At 54.9% G+C, this 21,133-nt stretch carries 10 protein-coding genes and 1 pseudogene; 1 reads left to right on the forward strand and 10 read right to left on the reverse strand.

The features are described 5' to 3' along the window. Window positions 1-3 precede the first annotated feature (3 nt). From EDM57_RS21980 to EDM57_RS22010, 7 genes and pseudogenes are all read right to left on the reverse strand, one after another. Entirely contained in the window at window positions 4-2,340 is a 2,337-nt protein-coding gene (locus tag EDM57_RS21980) for a bifunctional Gfo/Idh/MocA family oxidoreductase/class I SAM-dependent methyltransferase (protein ID WP_122906816.1), read from the reverse strand. After that, a complete protein-coding gene (locus EDM57_RS21985; protein ID WP_122906817.1) occupies window positions 2,337-3,467 on the reverse strand; it encodes a saccharopine dehydrogenase family protein in 1,131 nt (376 codons plus the stop codon). Before EDM57_RS21985 ends, EDM57_RS21980 begins: the two co-directional genes overlap by 4 nt. 155 nt (window positions 3,468-3,622) lie before the next feature. Further along, on the reverse strand, window positions 3,623-12,742 hold the full coding sequence (locus EDM57_RS21990; RefSeq protein ID WP_122906818.1) for a non-ribosomal peptide synthetase: 9,120 nt from the start codon (window positions 12,740-12,742) through the stop codon (window positions 3,623-3,625). 30 nt (window positions 12,743-12,772) lie between these two features. Then, window positions 12,773-15,763 (reverse strand): salicylate synthase, encoded by a 2,991-nt coding sequence (locus tag EDM57_RS21995; RefSeq protein WP_122906819.1) that lies wholly within the window; start codon window positions 15,761-15,763, stop codon window positions 12,773-12,775. A gap of 303 nt (window positions 15,764-16,066) precedes the next feature. Further along, window positions 16,067-16,270 (reverse strand): annotated as a pseudogene (locus EDM57_RS24125) (4'-phosphopantetheinyl transferase superfamily protein); the annotation flags it as partial. 12 nt (window positions 16,271-16,282) lie between these two features. After that, window positions 16,283-16,477 (reverse strand): hypothetical protein, encoded by a 195-nt coding sequence (locus EDM57_RS22005; RefSeq protein WP_122906821.1) that lies wholly within the window; start codon window positions 16,475-16,477, stop codon window positions 16,283-16,285. Next, window positions 16,458-17,240, reverse strand: a complete 783-nt coding sequence (locus EDM57_RS22010) for a thioesterase II family protein (RefSeq protein ID WP_246005880.1) — start codon at window positions 17,238-17,240, stop codon at window positions 16,458-16,460. The genes EDM57_RS22005 and EDM57_RS22010 overlap by 20 nt, the downstream gene beginning before the upstream one ends. Window positions 17,241-17,818: 578 nt before the next feature. Here EDM57_RS22010 and EDM57_RS22015 point away from each other — a divergent pair. Further along, on the forward strand, window positions 17,819-18,451 hold the full coding sequence (locus tag EDM57_RS22015) for an MptD family putative ECF transporter S component (RefSeq protein ID WP_122906823.1): 633 nt from the start codon (window positions 17,819-17,821) through the stop codon (window positions 18,449-18,451). On the opposite strand, the gene EDM57_RS22020 is transcribed toward EDM57_RS22015, so the two are convergent. The 3 genes from EDM57_RS22020 to EDM57_RS23820 form a co-directional block, all read right to left on the reverse strand. Next, window positions 18,435-19,558 (reverse strand): IS3 family transposase gene (locus EDM57_RS22020; protein WP_122906824.1). Its coding sequence is split into 2 segments (ribosomal slippage): window positions 18,435-19,309 and window positions 19,309-19,558, totalling 1,125 coding nucleotides; the frame shifts between segments, so codons are not numbered across the junction. The two genes, EDM57_RS22015 and EDM57_RS22020, sit on opposite strands and share 17 nt — an antisense overlap. A gap of 234 nt (window positions 19,559-19,792) precedes the next feature. Next, window positions 19,793-20,347, reverse strand: a complete 555-nt coding sequence (locus EDM57_RS22025) for a T6SS immunity protein Tdi1 domain-containing protein (protein WP_122906825.1) — start codon at window positions 20,345-20,347, stop codon at window positions 19,793-19,795. 10 nt (window positions 20,348-20,357) lie between these two features. Then, window positions 20,358-21,133, reverse strand: a 776-nt coding sequence (locus tag EDM57_RS23820; RefSeq protein WP_342771489.1) for a polymorphic toxin type 15 domain-containing protein, incomplete at its 5' end; no start/stop codon positions are given.

Below are 21,133 nucleotides of genomic sequence, written 5' to 3' on the forward strand. Positions count from 1 at the left end.
CTCCTAATTGGTCAGCTTGACCAGATCGTTGCGGCTGCGGGCTACATCGGCATCCTTCCCGCTCTGCACAGCTTCCTGGCCTTTTTGGATGACAAACAGCTTCTGCTCGAGCAGCGCCAGCGGATGATTGTCCTTGGGCAGCACCGCAAGCTCTCCAACACCTGCGCGGGCAAACACATCGAGCCATTGGGAAACGGTCATGAAGGTCGATTGCGTCTTACTTCGGTCGTCCACAGGCGGCGTCATCATGAACGCCTGCGAGATGAGCATCTCCGTAAACTCCCTGGTCGGCTCCGTGATGAGCATCCAGCCTCCTGGAACCAGACATTCGAGAAGACCACAAATGACCTCATCCGTGTCACGGGCATTGTTGAGCATGCCTGCCGCGATCACGATATCTACGCTTGCCGGCTTCAATCCCTGGCTGAACAAATTTTTGTCGATGTCGACGACTCCAAAACTCATCCACGGGCAATCTTTGAACCGCTCGCGCGCGGAGGCGAGGAAAAAGTGCGACACGTCCGTGTACAAATATTCGGCCTGCAAGCCTTTTGCAACCGCCGGGCGCAGCCTTGCTACAACGCCATCTGTCGTGGCTCCTGTCCCTGCTCCTACCTCAAGAATGCGCAGCGTTCGCTTGTCCGCTGCGATCCGGCTGACTGCCTCTGCCACAGATTTGTTCAAATATTTGGCAATGAGCGTCTCGCGATAGAGCGCGTTTGCCACGTTCATCCGCCCTTCCGGGAACAAGAGCAGCGCGGCCTGCTCGGTATCGTTCATCAGCCCCGCGAGCCGATCTGCATTGTTTTTCAGGTAATCAATGACGAGCGGAGAGCCAAGCTTGCCGCTCCAGGCCTCTTTTGCCAATGCCCAGCGGCGCTCTACCTCTTCTGTTGTCATCTGTTGTGCGCATTGATATGTACCATCTTGCTGTACGAGATAGCCGCGTTCCGTCAACTTTTTCAGCCAGCGCAAGATGACTGGCTCATGCCGGGGAGCGACTTGTGCCAGCGAAAAAATGTCCGCCTCGCTGTACTTCTGCTGTGGATCAGCCAGCGCTCCTTTTGTTTGCAGCACAAACAGCATGGAAGCGAGCGAAGCCTGGTCGAGACGCTCTACGCCCGCCTGCACGATTTTCGCATCAATCCCGCCCAGCTCGCTTTCGGCTGCTTCCGCGCAAGCAAACACATCTCGGCTTGCTTCTCCCGTCTCGGCTGTCGGCTCATCTGCTTCCGCAAACTCATCAGGAATGCTCGTGGCTGCTTGTCTGAGCACTTCCAGCGGAACCGGCTGATGTTGTCCGTTCGTCCGCAGCACCGGATAACCCAATGCCTGCGTCCAGTCTTGCCATTGCCGCGAGCAAAGCAGCTCCTGCTGCGCGCGCACGTCGACAGCGGCCCTGTCCAGCGTACCGAGAATCATGTCGCGCATCGTGGACAGATCGCGGCCAATCGCCTGCGGCCATTGCTTCGCGAGGATGTTGCGGTAGCTCGCTGTCTCGCTTCCGCCAAGCACCTCCGTACTGCTCTCCAGCATGTAAGCTGGCGGATCAGCCGCGAGCATCCCGTGAATGTCCGGCAAATCAGGCACATGCAGACGCGGCCGCCAGACGACCGGGCCGTGCGTATCAGTAAGCGACAAGCTGCCTCCCGCTACGCCAATCGTAATTTGGTGCAGCAAATGCAGGTGATTGTCCGGATCGTCCGGGTCGACCTCATTATGCGCGCGAAGCGTAATCGGAATTTTTCCGAGCTGACCCACCAGCACCTGAAACGGCCCCTCATCCTTGATGATATGGCTGATTTTCCACGGACGAATCGTCGGCAAAGCTTCTTGCAGGATATGCATCAGCGGGTACGACACCTGCGTAGCGCACGCGGCGTCGATGTACAAGGCCGGCTGCTTGGCGAGCAGTTCCCTGGCGCATGCGACAAATCGCCGCACAGCAGGCAAGTGTACGTACAAATCACCTGTCATGAAATGAACCCCGCGCTGCCGGGCTTGCTTCAGGCACGCCGCCAAATCCTTGTGATGGATCGGCTGCTCGGAAATGACATGAATGCCGCGGCCAAGCAGCTCCAAAGCCAGCTTCGTCCCTTGTCCGCCCATCACGGTCGAGCGCAGGACAACGCAGGCCAAATCAATATCGTCGGGAAGCTCTGCCACGTCTGTATACAGCGGAACCCCGAACCGCTCTGCGCATTGCTTGGAGCGTTCGCTGCCCTTTGCCAGCAAACCGACAAGTTCAAATTGTTCCGGCAGTGCCCGGACAGCTTCCAGATAAAACTGACCGAAGCGGGAACCGCATACGACGGTGCGCAGCTTGCGAGTCTCTGTCATAGGCCACCTCCCCCTTTTTGTTCGCTCACTTCTTGCGTAAGCTCCATCGTCTGTTCGCGCAGCGCCTCGATCAGCGCCGTCGCCGATACGCCTTCCGCCACAAAGTGGCAGCCCGGCTTGCTGCCGTGTCCTTCTGTTAGCAAGTGGGCAACCTTCGCCGCGATCATACCGGACAGACGGTTCCAGTCCCCCCGATACAGCAGTGTCGAGGAAAGCCGCACGCTCGCTCCGGCGCGCAGTCCGGTCGCATTCAGATGGAACATCGTAAAGTCCTCCACACCTGGCTGCTTCGTCTCGAACTGCTTCAGCAGCATTTCAGCGGAGAGCCGTTTTTGTTCCTCGGTCTTGTACTGCTGGAGTGCCTTAATCATTACAAACTGGTTCAGAATGCCGCTGTGCTGGTAGCTGTTGTAAAAATAGGCGACCGGGATGCTGTGCTGCTTCGCCATCTGGCAAAACTCCTCGGTGATTACCGGATACGTGTCCCGCTTGCCTGCCGGCTGCGGCAGCGTGTAGCTGCGGTGGAACGGCCCATCTATTTTTTGCACGGCTCCCTCTTTGCAATAGCTCATTCCCCAGCCTGTATCTTCCTCAATGCTGCAGACGATATCGTAGGCTGCATTCAAGGAAAATCCGCCCTGGCCCGCAAAAAACAGCTCCAGCTGCTCGATGCGGTCCAGCTCTTTCTCCGCAATATAGGCGGGAAAAACTTCCGACAAGCCAGGGTAAACCCCTGCCGAGATGATGAAGGTCAGTCCTTTTGCCTCGATCTCTGCTTTTCTTTTGAGCAGCAGCCGATACAGGTGTTCGTCGCCAGATACATCGACGTACGGAACCCCTTTTTCCAGGCACGCCACGGCCACTTTGTCCATTACCTGCTTGGCAGGGCCAGCGCAGTTGATGACGATATCGCAGCGGCTGCAAAAATCAGCCAGTTGCGCTGCATCGAACACATCTACCTGCAGCCAGTCGCCTCTGCCCTCGCTGCCCGCGAGCTGTTCGCGAAGCTTCCCGGGATTTCTCCCGCCGAGCAAAAGCCGATGTCCGGTCGATGCAAGAATCGTCTGCAACGCAGCTCCGCCTACCACTCCGGTCGTTCCGAGAATGCCGACTGTTTTTATCTCCACGTGTTCTCTCCCTCTCCTGCCGTTTCTCGCATCCGCTTTTTGGCGAAAGCCAAGGCTGCGCCTTTATTGCGAGTGCGCCCAAGTACGCAGCCTGCTTCTTGCTTTCCGACAAATAGTTTTCGTGCGATCCAATATGTTGCGCAGGCTATCTTTTCCTAAATCGTTCCTTCGTCATATTCCGCCCCGCCCTGTCCGCTCTCAGCGATATTCGCCTCAATGAACGCGGCAAGCTGGCCGAGTGTAGGTGCTTCGAACAAGTTTTGCAGAGACAACTCCAACTGGTGCCTTTCTTTGAGCAAGTTCAGGCATTGGATCGCCCTAAGCGAATCACCGCCGCGCATGAAAAAGTTGTCGTGCAAGCCGAGATCCGAAGAGCCAAGCACTTCTTCCCACACGCTGGCGATGATCGTCTGTATCTCGCTGACCGGCGCAACATGCGCTTTGCCTGGCAGACTTGCCTTGTTCTGGCCGAGCTGCGCCAGTGCTTTGCGGTCGACTTTTCCATTTGCAGACAGCGGAAGCTTGTCGAGCAGCACGAACCCGGATGGAACCATGTAGTCTGGCAAGCTTTGCCGGACGGCATCTGCCAATTTTTCCGGCACGAACACCTTCACGGCTTGCGGTGCTTGCGCTACGATCAGATGCCGCTCGAACACCTCGGCCGCCATGCCCTCTCCAGGGAAAGCCGCGATGTTCGTGAAGCCATGTCTGGCAAGCAACTCGCGCCATTGGTCGACAGCAAGCAACGGAAGCTCGCTCGCCTTGCGTTCGTCCTCGAGATGGGAGAAGCCGTCCTCGAAAAATCCGACGGTCGTCAACAGCAAGCGGCTGTTGCGGGTCGACTCCACCAGCAACAGGATGCCTCCCGGTGCGAGCAGCTCTTGCAAGTAAGCAAGTGTCGACTCCAGATTGCGGGCACGATGCAGCGTATTGTCGGCCACGATCACGTCGAAGGAATGCGGCTCGTAGCCTTGTGCAAGCGGCGAGACATTCATGTCAAACTGACCGTATTCAAGCGGTGCCGCTTCGCCCCACGCCTGCTTGGCCCTGTCTGTAAAGAAGCTCGACTCGTCCGCGTACAAATACTTGCTTCGCTCCGCAGGCAACGCAGCCACCAACGCCTGTGTCATACTTCCGGCCCGCGTGCCGATTTCCAGTACGCGCAGCTCGCTTTGGGACGGATGACTGCTCGCAATCGTGCCCAGTACTTGGACAGTCAGGCTTTGATAATACTCCCGTGTCAGGTCGAACTGACTTAAGCCTGCTGGCGTGAGGAAGGCTTCTTCTGCGAGAAACAGCTCCAGCGGGTCAAGCTCGCCGGTCAACAGACCGATAAAGAGCGGATAATCACGGCTGTAAACAGCTTCCAGTGCCATTGCCGCCTCTGTCTGATAAGAACGCTCCGCGCTTACTGCTCCTAACGCGCGAATGCTTCGGTATGCCCCGCATTCTGCTTTCTCCAGGATTCCTTCTGCCGTCAGCACTTCCAGCCAATGCCGCAGCAAGCTGCGGTAGCGAGGGTGAATTTGCAAACGCTGCATCAGCTCATCCAGCAAATAGCTTTCGCCCTCCCGGGAAAACGCGCCCATATGCTCCAGCGTGCGGCACATGTACGCTGTACTGATCGACTCCGCTTCGCTGAGGAACGTCTGAACTGTTTCCACCTCAATTGCTTGCGGTACATGGGCAGCTTCTGTTTTCCCGGTGTCGCTGATCGCTGCAAAACGCGCGTCGCAGAAAGCCGGATCGGCCGCTTTCTCCTCCAACAGCCCGGTTGCCTGTTGTTTGTCGAGCACGATGTAGCCGACGAGCCGCTTTTCTTCGCCTGCCTCATCCGGGACAGCTGCGATGGCTTCCTTCACTCCGTCCAGTCGCTTCAAAACCGTCTCGATCTCGCCCAGCTCGATGCGATGCCCCCTGATTTTTACCTGGAAGTCTTCCCTGCCGAGGAACTCCAGGTTGCCATCCGGCAAGTATCGCCCCAAATCGCCCGTGCGATACAGCCGCTCCCCTGTGCGCGGGTGGAAGACAAACTTGTCGTTCGTCTTTTCCTCGTCGCGCCAGTAGCCTTTGGCAAGCCCGATTCCTGCAATGTACAACTGCCCTGGCACCCAGACCGGGCAATCGTTCATCCACTCGTCCAGTACGTGGAAGCGCTGGTTGACCATCGGACGACCGTACGGGATGCTCTTCCACTCCGGCGCGACCTGTTCAATCGGGTACAGGTTCGACCAGATTGACGCCTCAGTCGCTCCCCCCAAGCCAATGACTTGTGCCTGCGGGAAGTAGGCTTTGATTTTGTCTGGCAAATCGAGCGGAATCCAGTCGCCGCTAAGCAGCACCAGACGTAGACTGGGCGCTACCCTCGCGTTTTGCCCGGAGGCGTATTCAACGAGCATCTGCATCAGCGCAGGAACCGTGTTCCAGACCGTCACCTGCTCCGCTTCCAGCCACTCAATCCAGTGTGCCGGGTCTTTTGCCTTGGTCGCATCCGGCATGACGATCGTCCCGCCAGCGGCGAGCAAGCCGAACACATCGTACACGGACAAATCGAAGTTCAGGTTGGACAAGGCAAGCACTTTGTCATCCGCACCAACCGCAAAGCGCTTGTTCACATCGAGAATTGTGTTGACTGCACCGCGGTGGTCGATCATGACGCCTTTTGGCATTCCAGTCGAGCCGGACGTGTAAATGACGTAGGCCAAATCTTCCGGCCGCCCCGGGAACGTAAGCATACTCCAGGCACCTTCGGCAGCAGAAAAGCTCAACCGATCCACAGCCAGACGGCAAACATCATCCGGCCAGCCCAGCGTTTCATCCAGCCACGACTGCGTCAGCACGAAACGAACTTGGCCGTCGCGCAAAAGTCCCGCACGCCGCTCTTCTGGATGGGCAGGGTCAATCGGGAGGTAAGCCGCCCCTACCGCCAAAATGCCGAGTGTCGCTGCTACCTGCTCCCAGCCTTTTTCCATTACGACCGCAACCAGTGTGTCAGGCGCGGCTCCTTGCTCGCTCAGCCACTTGCCAATCTTCTGCGCCGCAGCCGCCAGCTCTCCATAGGTCAGTGTCCGCCCCGACGAGACAACTGCAGGCTGGTTCATGCGCTGGTTGATCTGCTTCGCGAACAGTCCACCCAGCGTCTCATCGGAAATCGGCGCATCGGTGGCGTTCGCAGCCCGCCGTGCTTCCAGACGCGGGATGGCGATCAGGCTTTGTGCCTGCTCCTGCCAAGCCGCTTTTTCATCCGTCAAGCGGTGCAAAAGCTGGCAATATGCCGTAAACATGTCTTGTAGCATGCCGTCCGGGAACAGCCCTTCGACAGAGTCCCATATCAGCAGCAACTCGCCGTCCTGCTCCACCACCTGGTGATCGAGCCACACTTGCGGCGTCTGGGTAATGTTGTACACGAGCTTGCCCAGCCATTTTCCGCCTGACTCGCCGCCGCTCCACTGATCGACGCCAAGCGCACTGGTAAAGACGACTGGCATGGACACGCCGTGATGCTCTCCGCTTTGCTTCGCCAGCTCCCGCTGTACCTGAACGCCGCCCACGAGCGAATGATCCAGATCGCGCCACAGCTGCTCCTGCAGGTTGCGGCCCCGCTCCAAAATCGAGCTGCCTTTTCCAAGCTCCACGGCCAAAAGCGTCAAGGTCGTGAAGTCACCGACAAGCGCGTTGACCTCTGGATGCAGCGGCAGTCGATTGAACTGGGTCAGGTTGATCGTAAAGCGGTTGCTTCGGCTCCACGCGCCAAGCGTCTCAGCGTACGCAGTCAGCAACACTCCCGATGGCGTCAGCCCGAATTCCGCCGCGCGCTCCTTCAGCCGCTGCCACGTCTGACGCTCCAGACGCGCTTCCAGACGCCCGAAACGCTGCTCGGTCATCGTATCTGGATTTTGCGCGAGCGGCAGTTGCGGCGCAGGCGGCAAATCGTCGAGACGTGACGTCCAATATTCCAGATCACGCTTGTACAGCTCGGTCGCCTTCAGATCTTCCAGGGCGAGCACGTAATCGCGGAAGGACAGGCTGAACTGCGGCAAAGGCGCGTCCGGCTGATGATAAAGCCGCGTCCATTCGCTAAGCAGGTGGAACATGCTCCAACCGTCAAAAATCAGGTTGTCGAAGCTGATATGCAGGCGAACCCGGCCGTCCCGCAGGTGCGATGCCCGCACATCGAACAACGGCCACACATCGGTTGCCAGCACCTGGTGCGACATCTCCTCGCGTATCGAAAGCAAGGCTTCCGCTTCTGCCGCTTCCGTATACGCACGCAAATCATTCACTGCGATCCGGTAGCGCGGCACTTGCGGCAAAATTTGCTGATGCAGCCCGTTTGGCAAAAAGACGGCGCGCATCATTTCATGCTGGTCGATCAGCCGCTGCCATGCCGCCTCGATCCGCTCCAAATCGAGGCTTTGTCCGTCGATTTCAAAGTAGCAATGCGTCGAAACATTCCCGAGCGCATAAACCCCACTGCGTCCCAGCCAGTACGCTTGCTGGATATCTGTAAGCGGAAACGGCTCTTGTCGCTTGTCTTGTGCCGGAACAATTTGCGGCAGGCTTTCGACAGGCTGAGCCGCTTGTTCAGCCGCTTCCACGAGCGTCTGCACGTACAGTGCCAGTTCGGCAATCGTCGGCTTTTCAAAAATTTTCCCCAGCGAAAGCTCGACTCCCAGCCTGTTGCGCACCAGAGCGGAGAGTCTCGTCGCCAAAAGCGAATCGCCGCCCAGCTCGAAGTAGTTGTCCTCCGTGCCGATCCGCTCCACGGCGAACAGCTCGCGCCAAATCACGGCCAGCTCTGTTTCCAGCGGTGTTTTCGGCTCGGTAAAGGCTTTTTCCGCCTTCGCCCTGAGCAGACTGTCCGGAGTCGGCAGCGCCTGGCGATCGACTTTTCCGTTTGCCGAGAGCGGCAAGGCGTCTAGCAGCAAGAAAGCAGTCGGTACCATGTAATCCGGCAGCTTCTCGTCCAAAAAGTCAGCCAGCCGCACCGGATTGAAGCGCTTGCCGCACTCAGGTGCTTGCGCCACGATGACGTGCTGCCCAAAGACATTTGCCGGATCATCCGCGTGCGGGAAGGCCATCACCTGGGCAAACGCCGGCTGCAGCGCCCGCTCCCACGCTTCTTTTGCCATGAGTGGCTGCCGCTCGTGACGACGCTCGTCTTGCAGATGGGTAAAGCCATCCTCCAGAAAAGCGGTGCTGACCTGCTGCACGCGACTGTTGCGGGTCAGCTCCAGCATCACGAGCAAACCGCCCGGCACAAGCAGCTTCTGCGCATGTCTGATAGCCGTCTGCACATCCTTCGCCCGGTGCAAGGAATCAGCGGCGATCACCACGTCGTACTGGTGAGCTTCGTATCCTTGCAGAAGCGGGTTTTGCTCGATATCGAGCAGTTGCCCTTGTGCAAACGGATAAGCGTCAAGCTTCGCCTTGGCCGCCTGCACGAAGAAAGCCGAGCTGTCTGTGTACGTGTACTCAGCCGCGCCCTGTGGCAGCACAGTCAAAAGCGCTTCGGTCAAAGCCGTGTTTCGCCCGCCAATCTCCAAAATTCGCACGGGCTGTCCCTTGTCTGCCAAGCTGCACACTGCCTGCTGCAGCACGCTCTGCGCCATCCGCTCTCTTTGCTTCGCGCCAGGGAGCGCCTGCATCAATTCGCTCGGCATCAGCCCGGACTCAGCCGCGAAGAAGACAGACAACGGCTCCACCGCCCCTGTCAACAGCCCGCTCAAAACATCATCCAGCTTTTGCAAATAGGTGATGAGCCCCTGTGCCTGCGACTCCCATGCAGACGGCGCCTCGCTGATTGATGGTGCTTTCAACCAGTCGTCCGGAATCTCACGTACAAAAACGTATGGATCAGTTCCCTGTTCCCCGCTCTGGATAAAGCCCTCGGCTTCAAGCGAATGCAGCCATTGTTGGACCACTGGCCGGTAACGCTCCGCGATTCCGCAGCGCCCGATCAGCTCATCTAGCGAAAAGCTGGCTTTACCGCCGAGATTTGCCCCGACTTTTTTCAGCGCCCGGCACATCGCGCGTATGGCGAACTGCTCCATGCAAGACCAGAAGGCCGGGAATTGATCCAGTTTGTCTGTTTCCTCCGCAAAAGCCCACTGCTCCACCTGGCCTGCTCCGGTCTTCAGCACAGCTGTCCACAGCTTGGCGCTGCTGGATGGATCTGCGCTAACGGTGTCAAACAGAGCAGCTTCATCCTCTTGACCGGAAACGACGTAACCAACGAGATGGCGGTTGCCACGCGGATCGCCGACAGCGGCAACTACAGCATCGCGCACACCCGGATACTGCTTCATCGCGGTTTCAATTTCCCCCAGTTCAATCCGGTGTCCCCTGATTTTTACCTGGAAGTCTTTGCGTCCGAGAAACTCAATCGTACCGTCCGGCCAATACCGTCCGAGATCGCCCGTGCGATACCAGCGCTCGCCTTGCCACTGCACGAACCGCTCAGCAGTAAGCGCCGGATCACCGCGATAGCCAAGTGCGACACCTGCTCCGCCAATCCACAGCTCGCCTGCCACCCAGTCCGGGCAATCCCGTCCTTTGCTGTCGACCACGCGGTACGCCTGATTCGCAAGCGGCCGTCCGTACGGAATCGAGGTCCAATGGGCAGGCAGCGGCAGCTTCACATCGTAAAAATTCGACCAGATCGAAGCTTCTGTCGCTCCCCCCATCGCTACCAGCTCACTGTCCGGCGCCGACTGCTTCAGTCTCTCCGGCAAATCAAGCCCGATCCAGTCACCGGACAGCATCGCCAGCCGAAGCGGCAACCGCTCGTAGCCTGCGCTCTGGGCCGCGATCAAAAGCATATCCAATAACACTGGCACAGAGTTCCACAGCGTAATCTGGTGGCGCTCCACCAGCTCTGCCCACTTGGCCGCGTCCCGGCGCGCTTCTTCGCCAATCAGGACGATCGACCCGCCAGCGCCAAGCAGTCCGAACAAATCGTAGACAGACAAATCGAAATCGAGCGACGACACCGCCAAAATACGATCACCAGCCCCGATGCCATAGCGCCTGTTGATCTCGGCAATCGTGTTCCAAGCTCCTGCGTGACTAATCTCTACCCCTTTTGGCTCGCCTGTGGAGCCGGAGGTGAAGATGATGTACGCCAGGCTTTCCGCAGAAGACGCCACAGGCGAAGGCAAAGGCTCGCTGGCCGCTGCCGTTTCCATCGTCAGTACGACCGCATCCGTCGGCCATTCCAGCTCTTGTGCGTGCTTTGCATCGGTCAGCACATAGCGAACGCCTGCTTTTTGGTGAATCCGCTCGCGTCTTGCCGCCGGCTGACCGATCCCGACCGGAACATAGCAGCCGCCAGCCGCCACGACACCAAGCACCGCCACGACCTGATCGGTTCCGCGCGGCAAACTGACCGCCACTGGCTGGCCGTTGCCGACTCCGTGCTGCCAAAGATATGCGGCCACCTGCAAGGCTTGCTTCGCCAGTTCGCCATACGTCACGGAAGCAGCGGTACTGCTGTCAATCAACGCAGTTGCCAGCGGCTGTTTCTGCGCCTGCGCGAAAAACGCCTCGTGCAAACATTGCGGCTCAATTGCCAGCGCTGTTGTCTCATTGGCGTCTTCTGCCTGTCGCCGCTTTGCCAAATCGGACAAAAGCAGCGGTGCGGATTGCCAGTCGTTTTCCGGCGCGACCAGCCAATCCATCAGCTCGCAAAACGCCGCGAACATCTGGTCAATCATGCCCGCAGGGAACAACTGCTCCACCGCATCCCAGGCCAGGAGCAGTCCGCCGTTCATTTCGTACAGCTGGAAGTCGAGCCACACCTGCGGCGTTTGCGAAATCATGTAGGACAGCTCGCCCAGCATCTGGCGACACTCCTCGTTGATGAGCGGTGTGCCCAGATTGCACGCGAACACGACAGGGGCGAAATCGCGCTCTCCCTGACGGACGCGGGCCAGATCACGCTGCAGCTGCACCCCGGAGTAAGCGTCATGCGCCACATCCTGGTGGAACTGCGACTGAATAGCGCGAACCCGCTCCAGAAACGTTGCCGGCTGCTTCATGTCCACGGCCAGCAGCAGCAGATTCGTAAAATCAGCGACGACGTCCTCGATTCCCGGCTCGCTCACCTGACGGTCAAACAACGGGATGTTGATGAAAAACTCCGAATGCGTGCTCCAGCGATCGAGCACCTCGGCATATGCCGTCAGCAAAACCATCGCTGGTGTAACCTGGTAGGCTTGTGCCTGCTTTTGCAAACGCGTCCAGTCCGCTTCGCTCAAGCAATGTGTCCTTCTCACAAAGACAGGCGCCCCGATCATTTCCGGCTTTGTCAAAAGCGGCAAGCCAGGCGCTCCCGGCAGCGAGGCCAGTCTGTCCTGCCAGTAACGGGCGGCTTCCTCCCTGTCGGCTGCCCGGCGCGCCGTTTCCTGCTGCAAATAACGGGCAAAGCTCCAATCAACAGGGGCAAGCGGCTTCACGTCACGCGCATAGGCGGCCGCCAAATCTCTGAGGATGATGTGCAAGCTTTGCACATCGGCAACAAGCAGGTCGAGGTCAAAATGCAGCCGGGTCCGTCCATATGACAACAGACTCAGCTCCAATCCGGCAACCTCTCCCAGTTCTACTGCCAGTTTGCGGTGGGAGAGCCGCTCGCGAATGCGTTCCAGCTCGCTTTCCTGCTCATGCTCCGAGAGCGCACGCAGATCGTGAACGACCAGCGGTTTTTCATACGGCGCATCCAGCACCTCCTGCCGCCCGTCCGTCAAAAATCTCGCCCGCAGCATCGGATGGTGCAGCAGCACTTTTTTCCACGCCGCCTCCAACCGCTTCGGCTCTACGCCTGCTCCGTCAATCTCCAGGTAAGCATGGCAGCCGACTCCACCGAGAGGCTGGTCATCCTGGCGCCCGATCCAATACGCGTACTGCACGTCTGTCAGTGCAAACGGCGCTTTTTCTTGTACGCCAGCCTGCCCCTGCTCCGGCTCTAAAGCCGTTTCCTGATCCGCTTTTGCCTTGGCTGCCGCGTCAGGCTGGACGCTCTTTTGCAGCAACGCCCACCAATCGCCGAGGCGCGGTGCGGCAATCAGCTCGGCAAACGTCACTTTTGCCCCTGCTCGACGCCATTTGTTGACCATCCGTATCATCTGCAAGGAATCGAGCCCCAGCTCGATCAAATTTTGCCCGTCGTCAATCTCGACCCCTACAGGCAGCAACGATTGAACCTGGCGGCGCACTTCTGCATAGTCCAGCGAAGAAACGGAGCCTGCAGAATTGCTGTCGTCAAGCACTTGCTTCATCACGGTTTCCTCCTTTCCACGAATCTGCCCCTATTTTTGTTTCGCGCCGACAAGCTCGCGACTCGCGACAACTAACTGGCGGGAAAAGCTGCTCAATTTTTCACGCGTCTCCTCCAGTTCGCGCTCTGGCAACGACATCTCGACCACCCCGGCACCTGCGTGCAGCCACGCGCTGCCGTCTTTTTGGTAGATTGTCCGCAGCACGAGCGCCGCGTCCATCGCTCCGCTCTTGTCGTACGTCATGACGCACCCGCTGTACAGATTGCGCGGTGTGCTCTCCAGCCTGCCGATCGCATCGATCGACTCTTTTTTCGGGATACCCGAAGCCGTTACCGCAGGGAACAAAGCCCGAAACGCATGCCATGAGTTGCACTCCGGCTTGAGCTTGCCTTTCAGCTTGGAGGCGATGTGCTGTACGGTGCCTCTGCTTGCGACCGTCATGAAGTCAGTGAGCATGATCGACGAAGCATCGCAGACGCTCCGCAGCTCTTCAAACGCCAGCTTGACGGAAACTGCATGCTCGGCAATTTCCTTAGGATCGTTCAGCAGCTCTTTTTTCAGCCTTTCACTTTCTGCTTCGCTCATCCCTTTGGAACGCGTGCCTGCCAGCGGATACGTGCTGACCCAGCCTTCGCTGTCTACCTCTACAACCGTTTCCGGACTGAAGCCTGCTGCGTTCATGCCTTCCAGGGAAAGCAGGAAGGAGCGCGCTGGTGTATTGACTCTGCGACCTGCGAGATAGCTCGCCGCCATATCCAGCTCCTCGTGTAGCGGAATTTTTCTGGACAAAATGACCTTGTGGTACTTGCGCTCGGTAATTTCGCGCACCGCTTCTGCTACGCCCTGCTTGTACGACTCGGCATCGTGCGTATCCGCCTGGGGAACAGCCAGCTTTTCCTGCTTTGCCCTTTGCTCGACGCTGCTTTGCTGCGCACGTATGTCGGCAAACACTTGCTGCAAAAGCTGTCCAACCTGACGGCTATGCTCCTCTGTCAGCGTCCGCAGCAGCACCTCGCCCTTGCAGAAGCGCACCTCGACCTCCGGGATGAACAGCTTGAGCAGATTCGGATCTTCGTTTCGCTGCGGCAGTCCGTTATAGTAGCGAGCCATGCCAAAGTTCACGGTTCCGTATGCGCGCCAGTCGGCAATCGGCACCGTGGCAAACGCCCGGTTGAGCGTCTCGCTCAGTTCATTGTTTTCGTATGTGAATGTTTCGCCGTCGAAGGACAGCTTCGTCTGCTGCGCATCTACGGTAGCCAAGGCATGAATGCCAAGCCCGATGGACAGCTCCTCTCCGTTTTCGTAGAGTACGTAGTTTTCAAACTGTCCGCGCTCGACAATTTCCGTCGCCGCCAGATGGACGTCTCCCGCAAAAGCAAACGTTTCTTCCCGGTATGAAGTGATTGGCGCAGCGGCCTTTTCCTGTTTTGCCATAGCCATCTCCTTGAGCTTGTTTTTGTTGACTTTTCCAACGCTGGTCAGCGGCCAACTGCGAACAAGCTCCAGTTGGTCCGGCATTTTATAGCGGGCAACCCCTTTCTCCTGGAAAAAGGTGTGAATGTCTGCAAGGGTAAGCCCCGGATTGTCCGAGATCACGCACGCGCAGCTTTTCTGGCCTAGCACTGGGTCAGGCAGTGTGATCACCGCTGCATCCTGGATGTCCGGGTGCATGCGCAAATACGACTCGATCTCCGCTGGCATAATTTTTTCACCTGCGCGGTTAATCATCTCCTTGATCCGCCCGCCTACCTGGATGTTGCCTTCTGGCGTTATCCGCGCTTTGTCCCCGGAACGGTAAAAGCCGTCAGGAGTGAAGCTCACGCGATTTTGCTCCGGCGCCAGGTAATAGCCGCGAATCGTGTACGGCCCGCGGACAATCAGCTCTCCGTACTCGCCCGGCTCCACATCGTTCAGGTTCTCATCGACAATCCGCACCTCGTCCGCCTCGGAAATCGGACGCCCCTGGCTCGTGATGATGACTTCATCCGGATCGTCCAGCGACGTGCAGCAGATCAAGCCTTCCGCCATTCCGAACACCTGCTGGAGCTGGCATGTCCATTCGCGCATGATGCGGTCAGCTACCTTGTCGTCGAGCATCGAGCCGCCTACCTGCAACACTTGCAGGCTGGACAGGTCGCTTTCTGTATCCCATTCCCGTGCCTCCAGCCAGACGTTGACAAGTGCTGGAACCAAAGCCGTAATCGTCACTTTTTCTTTTTCGATCAGCGGAAACGCTTCGTCGCAGCTTGTCGTTTTACACAAGACGACCTTGCCTCCTGCTGAAAACGTGCCGAGAATGCCTGGGCAGCAGAGCGGAAAATTGTGCGCAATCGGCAGTACGGCGAGGTAGACGCTTTGCTCTGTCAGTTTGCAGCGGGTGGCCGCCGCTCTGGCATTGTAGGCGTAATCGGCGTGCGTCCGCGGAATCAGCTTAGGCGTGCCGGTCGTTCCACCGGACAAAAGCAACAGCGCCGTGTCCGTGTATGTCGGGCCTTCCAGCTCCATCTTCGGCCCGCTGATCGTAGCCAGATTCGTGCCGATGCTGCTTTCTCCGTCCGTGCAGACGAACTTGACGCATGTATGCTTTTTCACCAAATGTTCCGCCAACTTGGTGTAGTCATATCCTAAAAATGTCGTCGGAATCATATAGGCAACGGGCTTGGCAAGCGAAAAAATTCCGTCCAGTTCCGCTTCCCTGTGTGCAGGCAAGACAAGAATCGGCACAGCGCCGATGCGAAACAGGGCAAAGCATGTCAGGACAAAAGAAATCCGGTTTGGAAGCTGGACCGCGACTTTGTCGCCTTTGCGAATCCCCATCCGGTAAAAGCCGGAGGCAAGCGTATCCACCTTGCTATCCAGCTTGCGGTAGGTCATTTTCTCCTCTTCCTCGACCAAAGCAACTTTGTCCTGGTACTTGTCAGCCCACCTTCGCAACTGCTCCCCAAGGGTAAACGGCTCCCAATACCCGCGTTGTTCATAAGTTTTGGCTGCTTGCTCAAACCATTCCATGCTCGGTCTCATTCGTTCCTCCCCCAAAAGTAGCTACGGGCGCATTCGTATACCCTAAGCTGAATGATGCCAACTGCGCTGAAGCTCATGCTGGTTTGTCTACCAACCAAAATATTGATACTGATTCTCATTGTCAATTCCTTATGCCAGCTAATTTTTCTACATTTTAGGAAATTCCGGCGCGTTTTCTTCCATTTTCTCTCTATTTCTTCGTTTATCGACAAGCGATTACCATATTCTTACACGTTTATGTGCCTGTTTTTAAAACCAAGGAAGTTTATATGTATAATAGAAGATTCTCGTCAAAAGCAGGATTTATCCAAGCTCAAATGCGATGGCCCCCACATAATCCGCCGCTGGCACAAACCTCAAAATTGCCCATTTATCCCAGCCTGGACCGTCTCCCCGCACCTGAAAAAAGTCCTCCTTCTCGTTCGCTGTCAGGCAAAAGGAATGCAGCGGGCGGGACACGCCCTCCCCTGTCGCTTTGACAAACGCTTCCTTTCGCGTCCAGCAATCAAAAAAGGCGCGTTATTGCTCCGCATTCGAAAACCGCGCGCAGCCAGGATGAAAATACCGCGCAAGCTCAGGCCATTCAGGAAGAGGCAAGCCTGTCGTTTCCATCAGCTCGGCGACGCCCCACTCCGCCGTTTTTCCTTTTGGCAAAAAGAGGGCCGAGGCTTTCTGCCCCGCCCCCTCCCTGTCCTCATGACTGCTCCCCGGCACTCGCCGCCGCTTCCAGTTGTTCTGCAACAATCGCAAAGACCAGACGCAGCAGTTGCTCCCGGTTGCTGTTCAGGAAAAAATGCTCTCCCTCTATCATGTCTAGCGTAAAGGAGCCGCGTGTATGTCTCGCCCAGGCTGCCATTTCCTCCTCGCTCGCCTCCGGATCACGAGTTCCGCAAAAGGCGGAAATCGGGCATTCCAGCAGTTCCTCCTCCGTGAACCGATACGTGTCGTCGAGCGTAAAGTCCGCGCGCAAAAGCGGCATGAACAGATTCATCAGCTCCTTGCTTTGCAAGATCGCCTCAGGCGTACCGGAAAAACGCCGCAGCTCCCTGACAAACTCTTCCTCCGGCAAATGATACAGCGGTCTTGGCTCTGGAATGTGTGGAGCGCGACCGGCAGCGACCAGGAGGCCACACGGGGCGAGCTGCCATTTTCGGCGAACGGCTCTCGCCAGTTCAAACGCGATTTTTGTGCCGAGACTATAGCCGAAAAACAGAAACGGACGATCCAGATACGGGTGAATGGCCTCGCAAATCTTTTCGATCAGCACATCCATATCCCGTATAGCCGACTCCATCAGTCTGTTTTCCCTGCCCGGAAGCTGGATCGGGTACACGCCCGCCCCCGCTGGCATCTCTTCGCTCCAGCCTCTGTAAATCGAAGCGCCACCCCCGGCAAAAGGGAAGCAAAACAAGCGGATTTTATCTGCCGGATCAGGCTTTGCCAGCAGCCAACGTTCCGCCGGTTTGAGCGTTTGCATTGTCAATTCCTCCATTTGCTTGCAGAGAACGGTCAGCAGCTATGTGTGGGTACACTTGGTAACTTGCCAGAACCGCCTCTTTCTTTTTGATTGGTCAATAGACGATAATGATTATCATATTCAGCCAAAAAATTATACAATCTCTGTTAACCTGAATTTTCCCCCTATTCGCGCTGTGTTTCTCCTTCATGCTCACGCTTAGTCATTTTTTTACATATCCTGAATGAATTTGTCTCTATTTCCTTTTCAAAGCGGTCGGAAAAAGGTGATCCAGGAAGAAAGAAGGCAAAAAAAGGAGATATTTGGAGATTTCCGAGAGTTTTGTCCCGAAATATGGAAATTTTAGCTTTCTTTTTACTTTGACAACGATTATCATTATCAATATCTTGTACTTATTCTTGCTTTCTTGCTTTTTGCTGCTGTGACCTGGCTACAACTCTTCATAACAACTTGAACTCGCTGTAAGGGATTTCAGAAATAGGAGCACGGCAAAAAGGAGGGAGGGAGAGGACCGGTTGCTCTCATCCGTCTGGTCAAACACCGGCGGACACTATTTTGGAGAAGAGGAAGGATGCTATATGCAAGCACAAACGCTGGCTGTCCCAAGCAGATGGACCATGCGCGATTTTATTACCTTGGCGATTTTCAACGTCATCATGCTCATCATCATGACGTTTTGCCCCGCTGTATCGATTGTGTCTCCCCTTTTGGTCGGGGGCGTCACCGGGCTGCTAAACGGCCCGTTTTACATGGTCATGTCGGGGAAAATTCGCAAGCGAGGCACTTTGTTTCTCACTGCCATCATAACCGGGCTGTACTTCGTCGGCTTCGGCTACGCCAACTATTTGCTGACGCTCGCTGTCATCGGGCTCATCGGCGAGCTGATCCTCTGGGGCAAAGACGCGTACTCAAACTCGATTCGCAACGCCATCGCTTATGCCGTGCTATACGTAGGCTATACGCTATGCGGGGTCGTTCCGCTCATTTTCTTCCGGGAGTCGTACATGGCTACCCTGGAAAAAGGCTATACCCCTGAACAAATCGCCGACATGCTCTACTATTTCGACACGCCCAGCATGATCCTGCTCATGTGCGCCATTTCTGCTGCTGGCGGACTGCTCGGTGCTTATTTTGGCCATTTGATGTTGAAAAAGCATGTGAAAAAGGCGAAGCTATTGGACTGTCAACACCAAACTAGACAGATTCCTTAAGTGCCTCCTGTTTGTAAACAAGTGGACTTAAATAGCCCAATGTTGAGTGAATCCTTGTTTCGTTAAACCATTTCACATATGCCCCTAATTCTTGCTTCAACTGGGGAAGTGATTCAAACCGTCGATTCTTTACAAACTCCGTTTTGATCAGCTTGAAAGTTGCCTCTGCTACAGCATTATCATATGGACAGCCTTTCATGCTTAAAGATCGCTTGATGTTGAATGTACGGATGACATCACCAATCGTACGATTGGCGAACTCGCTACCGCGATCGGTGTGAAAAAGCTGAATCTGACGCAAATCTCCTTTTACACTTGCAAAAGCTCGGTATACGAGCGCGGCATCTTTATTGGGTCCACAACTATACCCAATAATCTCCCGATTGAATAAGTCCACAAGCAAACAGATATAGTGCCATTTGTTTGCGACTCGAACATACGTCAAATCGCTCACAACTGCTTCTAGTGGTTCATCTTTTGTAAACTCTCGGTTTAGTTCATTTTGGATGGCCGAATCATTACAAGGAGACTTCTGCGGCTTATACTGTGCAATCGTATACGCCGATACAAGGCCGTTCTTCTTCATCAAACGTCCAATACGTCGTCTGGAAACAGTCTTTCCCTCTTTTTGCAGAATTGCTTTGATCTTTCTTGTTCCATAGACGCGCTGATTCTCTTCGAAAATACGAATGATCGCCTGTTCCACCTCATCTTCACTAGATGAATGCTGACTATTTTCGTAATAGTAAGTACTCCGATTCACCTGGAGAATGGTACACATGGCAGACACAGAGTACTTATGTGCATTTTGCCGGATCACTGTTATTTTCGTCCGAAGATCAGCGCTGCTTGCTTTAAAATATCGTTTTCCATTTTTAATCGCTGAATTTCTTTGCGTAGCGCAAGGAGTTCATTCTGTTCTTCCGTTCGGTTGTCTTTTTCTTTGAAAGAACCTGTCGTTCTGCTCTGTTTGACCCAACGGTCAAACGCAGATGCACTCAGATCGTATTCCTTCAAAATATCTGCACGCGTTTTTCCATTCTCGTAGAGTTGAACCATTTGCCGCTTGAACTCGTCTGTAAATGACCGACGCTCACGTTTCCCCATGACATTCTCCCCGTTCTGTATCGATTTGCTTTCAATCTACTAGACCTTAAGAGAATTGTCCAATTCAATGTAGCCGATCCATATATTGATAGTAGCGGGGTAAATGACTATCGTTGCCACAGAAAAACACCTCCAAGGTTGGCTCCTTATCTTAGCATTTCCTTGAAGGCCTTTTGATTTGTCTTACTTTATAGGGTCAGTCCACGAGCACTAGATCAAGGTTTTAAAACTACTCTATTCTAATTGTCCCATAAACTGAGTGATTAAATAAATGTGTTCGATAAGCTTAACTTTACGTAAGTTTTCAACTTTTTCATGACCACCGAGTCCAAGTAACGGAACATAACCAAAACATTCATCAAATTTGGGTTCTCCATAATTTTGAATTGCTTCGGTATACGGAAGCCAATCTAATTCCTGTTCTAAAAAACTATGATCGTTTATATCCTCCAAGAAGAAATCAAATCCAGCCGATATTACGTTAACCTTGCCCTTCCTAAAGTTAAGCAAGTTCAAATATCTTCCTTTTTCCCAAACAATCATGTCTCCCATGGATGTAGTAAACAGTGGAATAGCGTCTTCATGTCTAACGTAAACGTCCTCCAATATTCCCCGAAAATTATCAGGATTTATAATTTTTAAATATCCTTCCAATATACTTCCAAAGCCATAATCAGCCCAAATGTTTACAACTTCCATTGGTACTATTTTCTTATATTTATCAATAACTGCACTCGATGCCTTTTCTTCTAATACAAAAAATTTGAATGCATTTGGCACATCTGACATACAAGTCACCTCAAAACTTTAATTTAATGTTCAAAAATGTTGACTCCCTTTCTTCCTTAGTCATCGTACTTGCAATCTCCCTAATTTGTTTGTCTAACTTACCAATTTTTGATTTCCATTGGGATCCAATTGAAGAGTTAATTCTTTTGTCGCCCATTCCTCCAATGTTATCTGGTTTTCCACCTGCGATTTGGTCTGGATTATGGAGAGCAGCCTGTTCCTTTATCCATTCTTCTGCTTTTTTAGTCGCTTCTTCACGGGATAAACCCTGTTTACGCAATTCAGCAACTTTTTCCTTCAACGCTTCTTGTCGAGCCAGTTTTTGAGCTGCATTCCCTTCTAAGGCCCTACCTTCCTTCAGATATCTATCACGATTCTGTATAAACTCTTCGACCGTAAGGGAATTGATCCCTTCTTCTTGTGCTTTCAGTTGTCTTTCAAATTCTGCCTTATCATGTTTCGGATTTCTCTTAAATTCGATTTCAACTTCAGAGATTCTCGGAATTTCACTTTTATCCGTTCTCTCAGACACCTTCTCCGCTGACTTCCCAGCACCAGGTGTATCAGACTTCTTATAAACCTCATCCCACTTCTTCTGATTCGCCGTTCGGCCGACACCCACCGCCTTATTCTCAGTCTTCGCCGCTTTCATGACAAATCCTTCCGGCGTCACCATTTTCGGCTGCAAAACATCTTCCAGTCTTTCCTTCACGCTGTTGGAAAGCTCTTGTGCCTTCTCCTTGACTGCCTGGGCTTTTCCTTTCACCTTGGCTTTCATTTCACGCG

It is taken from the genome of Brevibacillus gelatini (genome assembly GCF_003710935.1).
Classification (GTDB): Bacteria; Bacillota; Bacilli; order Brevibacillales; family Brevibacillaceae; genus Brevibacillus; species Brevibacillus gelatini.

Coding starts and splice junctions, on each gene's coding strand:
- EDM57_RS21980 (WP_122906816.1), bottom strand. CDS start 2,340: ATGACAGAGACTCGCAAGCTGCGCACCGTCGTATGCGGTTCCCGCTTC.
- EDM57_RS21990 (WP_122906818.1), bottom strand. CDS start 12,742: ATGAAGCAAGTGCTTGACGACAGCAATTCTGCAGGCTCCGTTTCTTCG.
- EDM57_RS21995 (WP_122906819.1), bottom strand. CDS start 15,763: ATGAGACCGAGCATGGAATGGTTTGAGCAAGCAGCCAAAACTTATGAA.
- EDM57_RS22010 (WP_246005880.1), bottom strand. CDS start 17,240: ATGCAAACGCTCAAACCGGCGGAACGTTGGCTGCTGGCAAAGCCTGAT.
- EDM57_RS22015 (WP_122906823.1), top strand. CDS start 17,819: ATGCAAGCACAAACGCTGGCTGTCCCAAGCAGATGGACCATGCGCGAT.
- EDM57_RS22025 (WP_122906825.1), bottom strand. CDS start 20,347: ATGTCAGATGTGCCAAATGCATTCAAATTTTTTGTATTAGAAGAAAAG.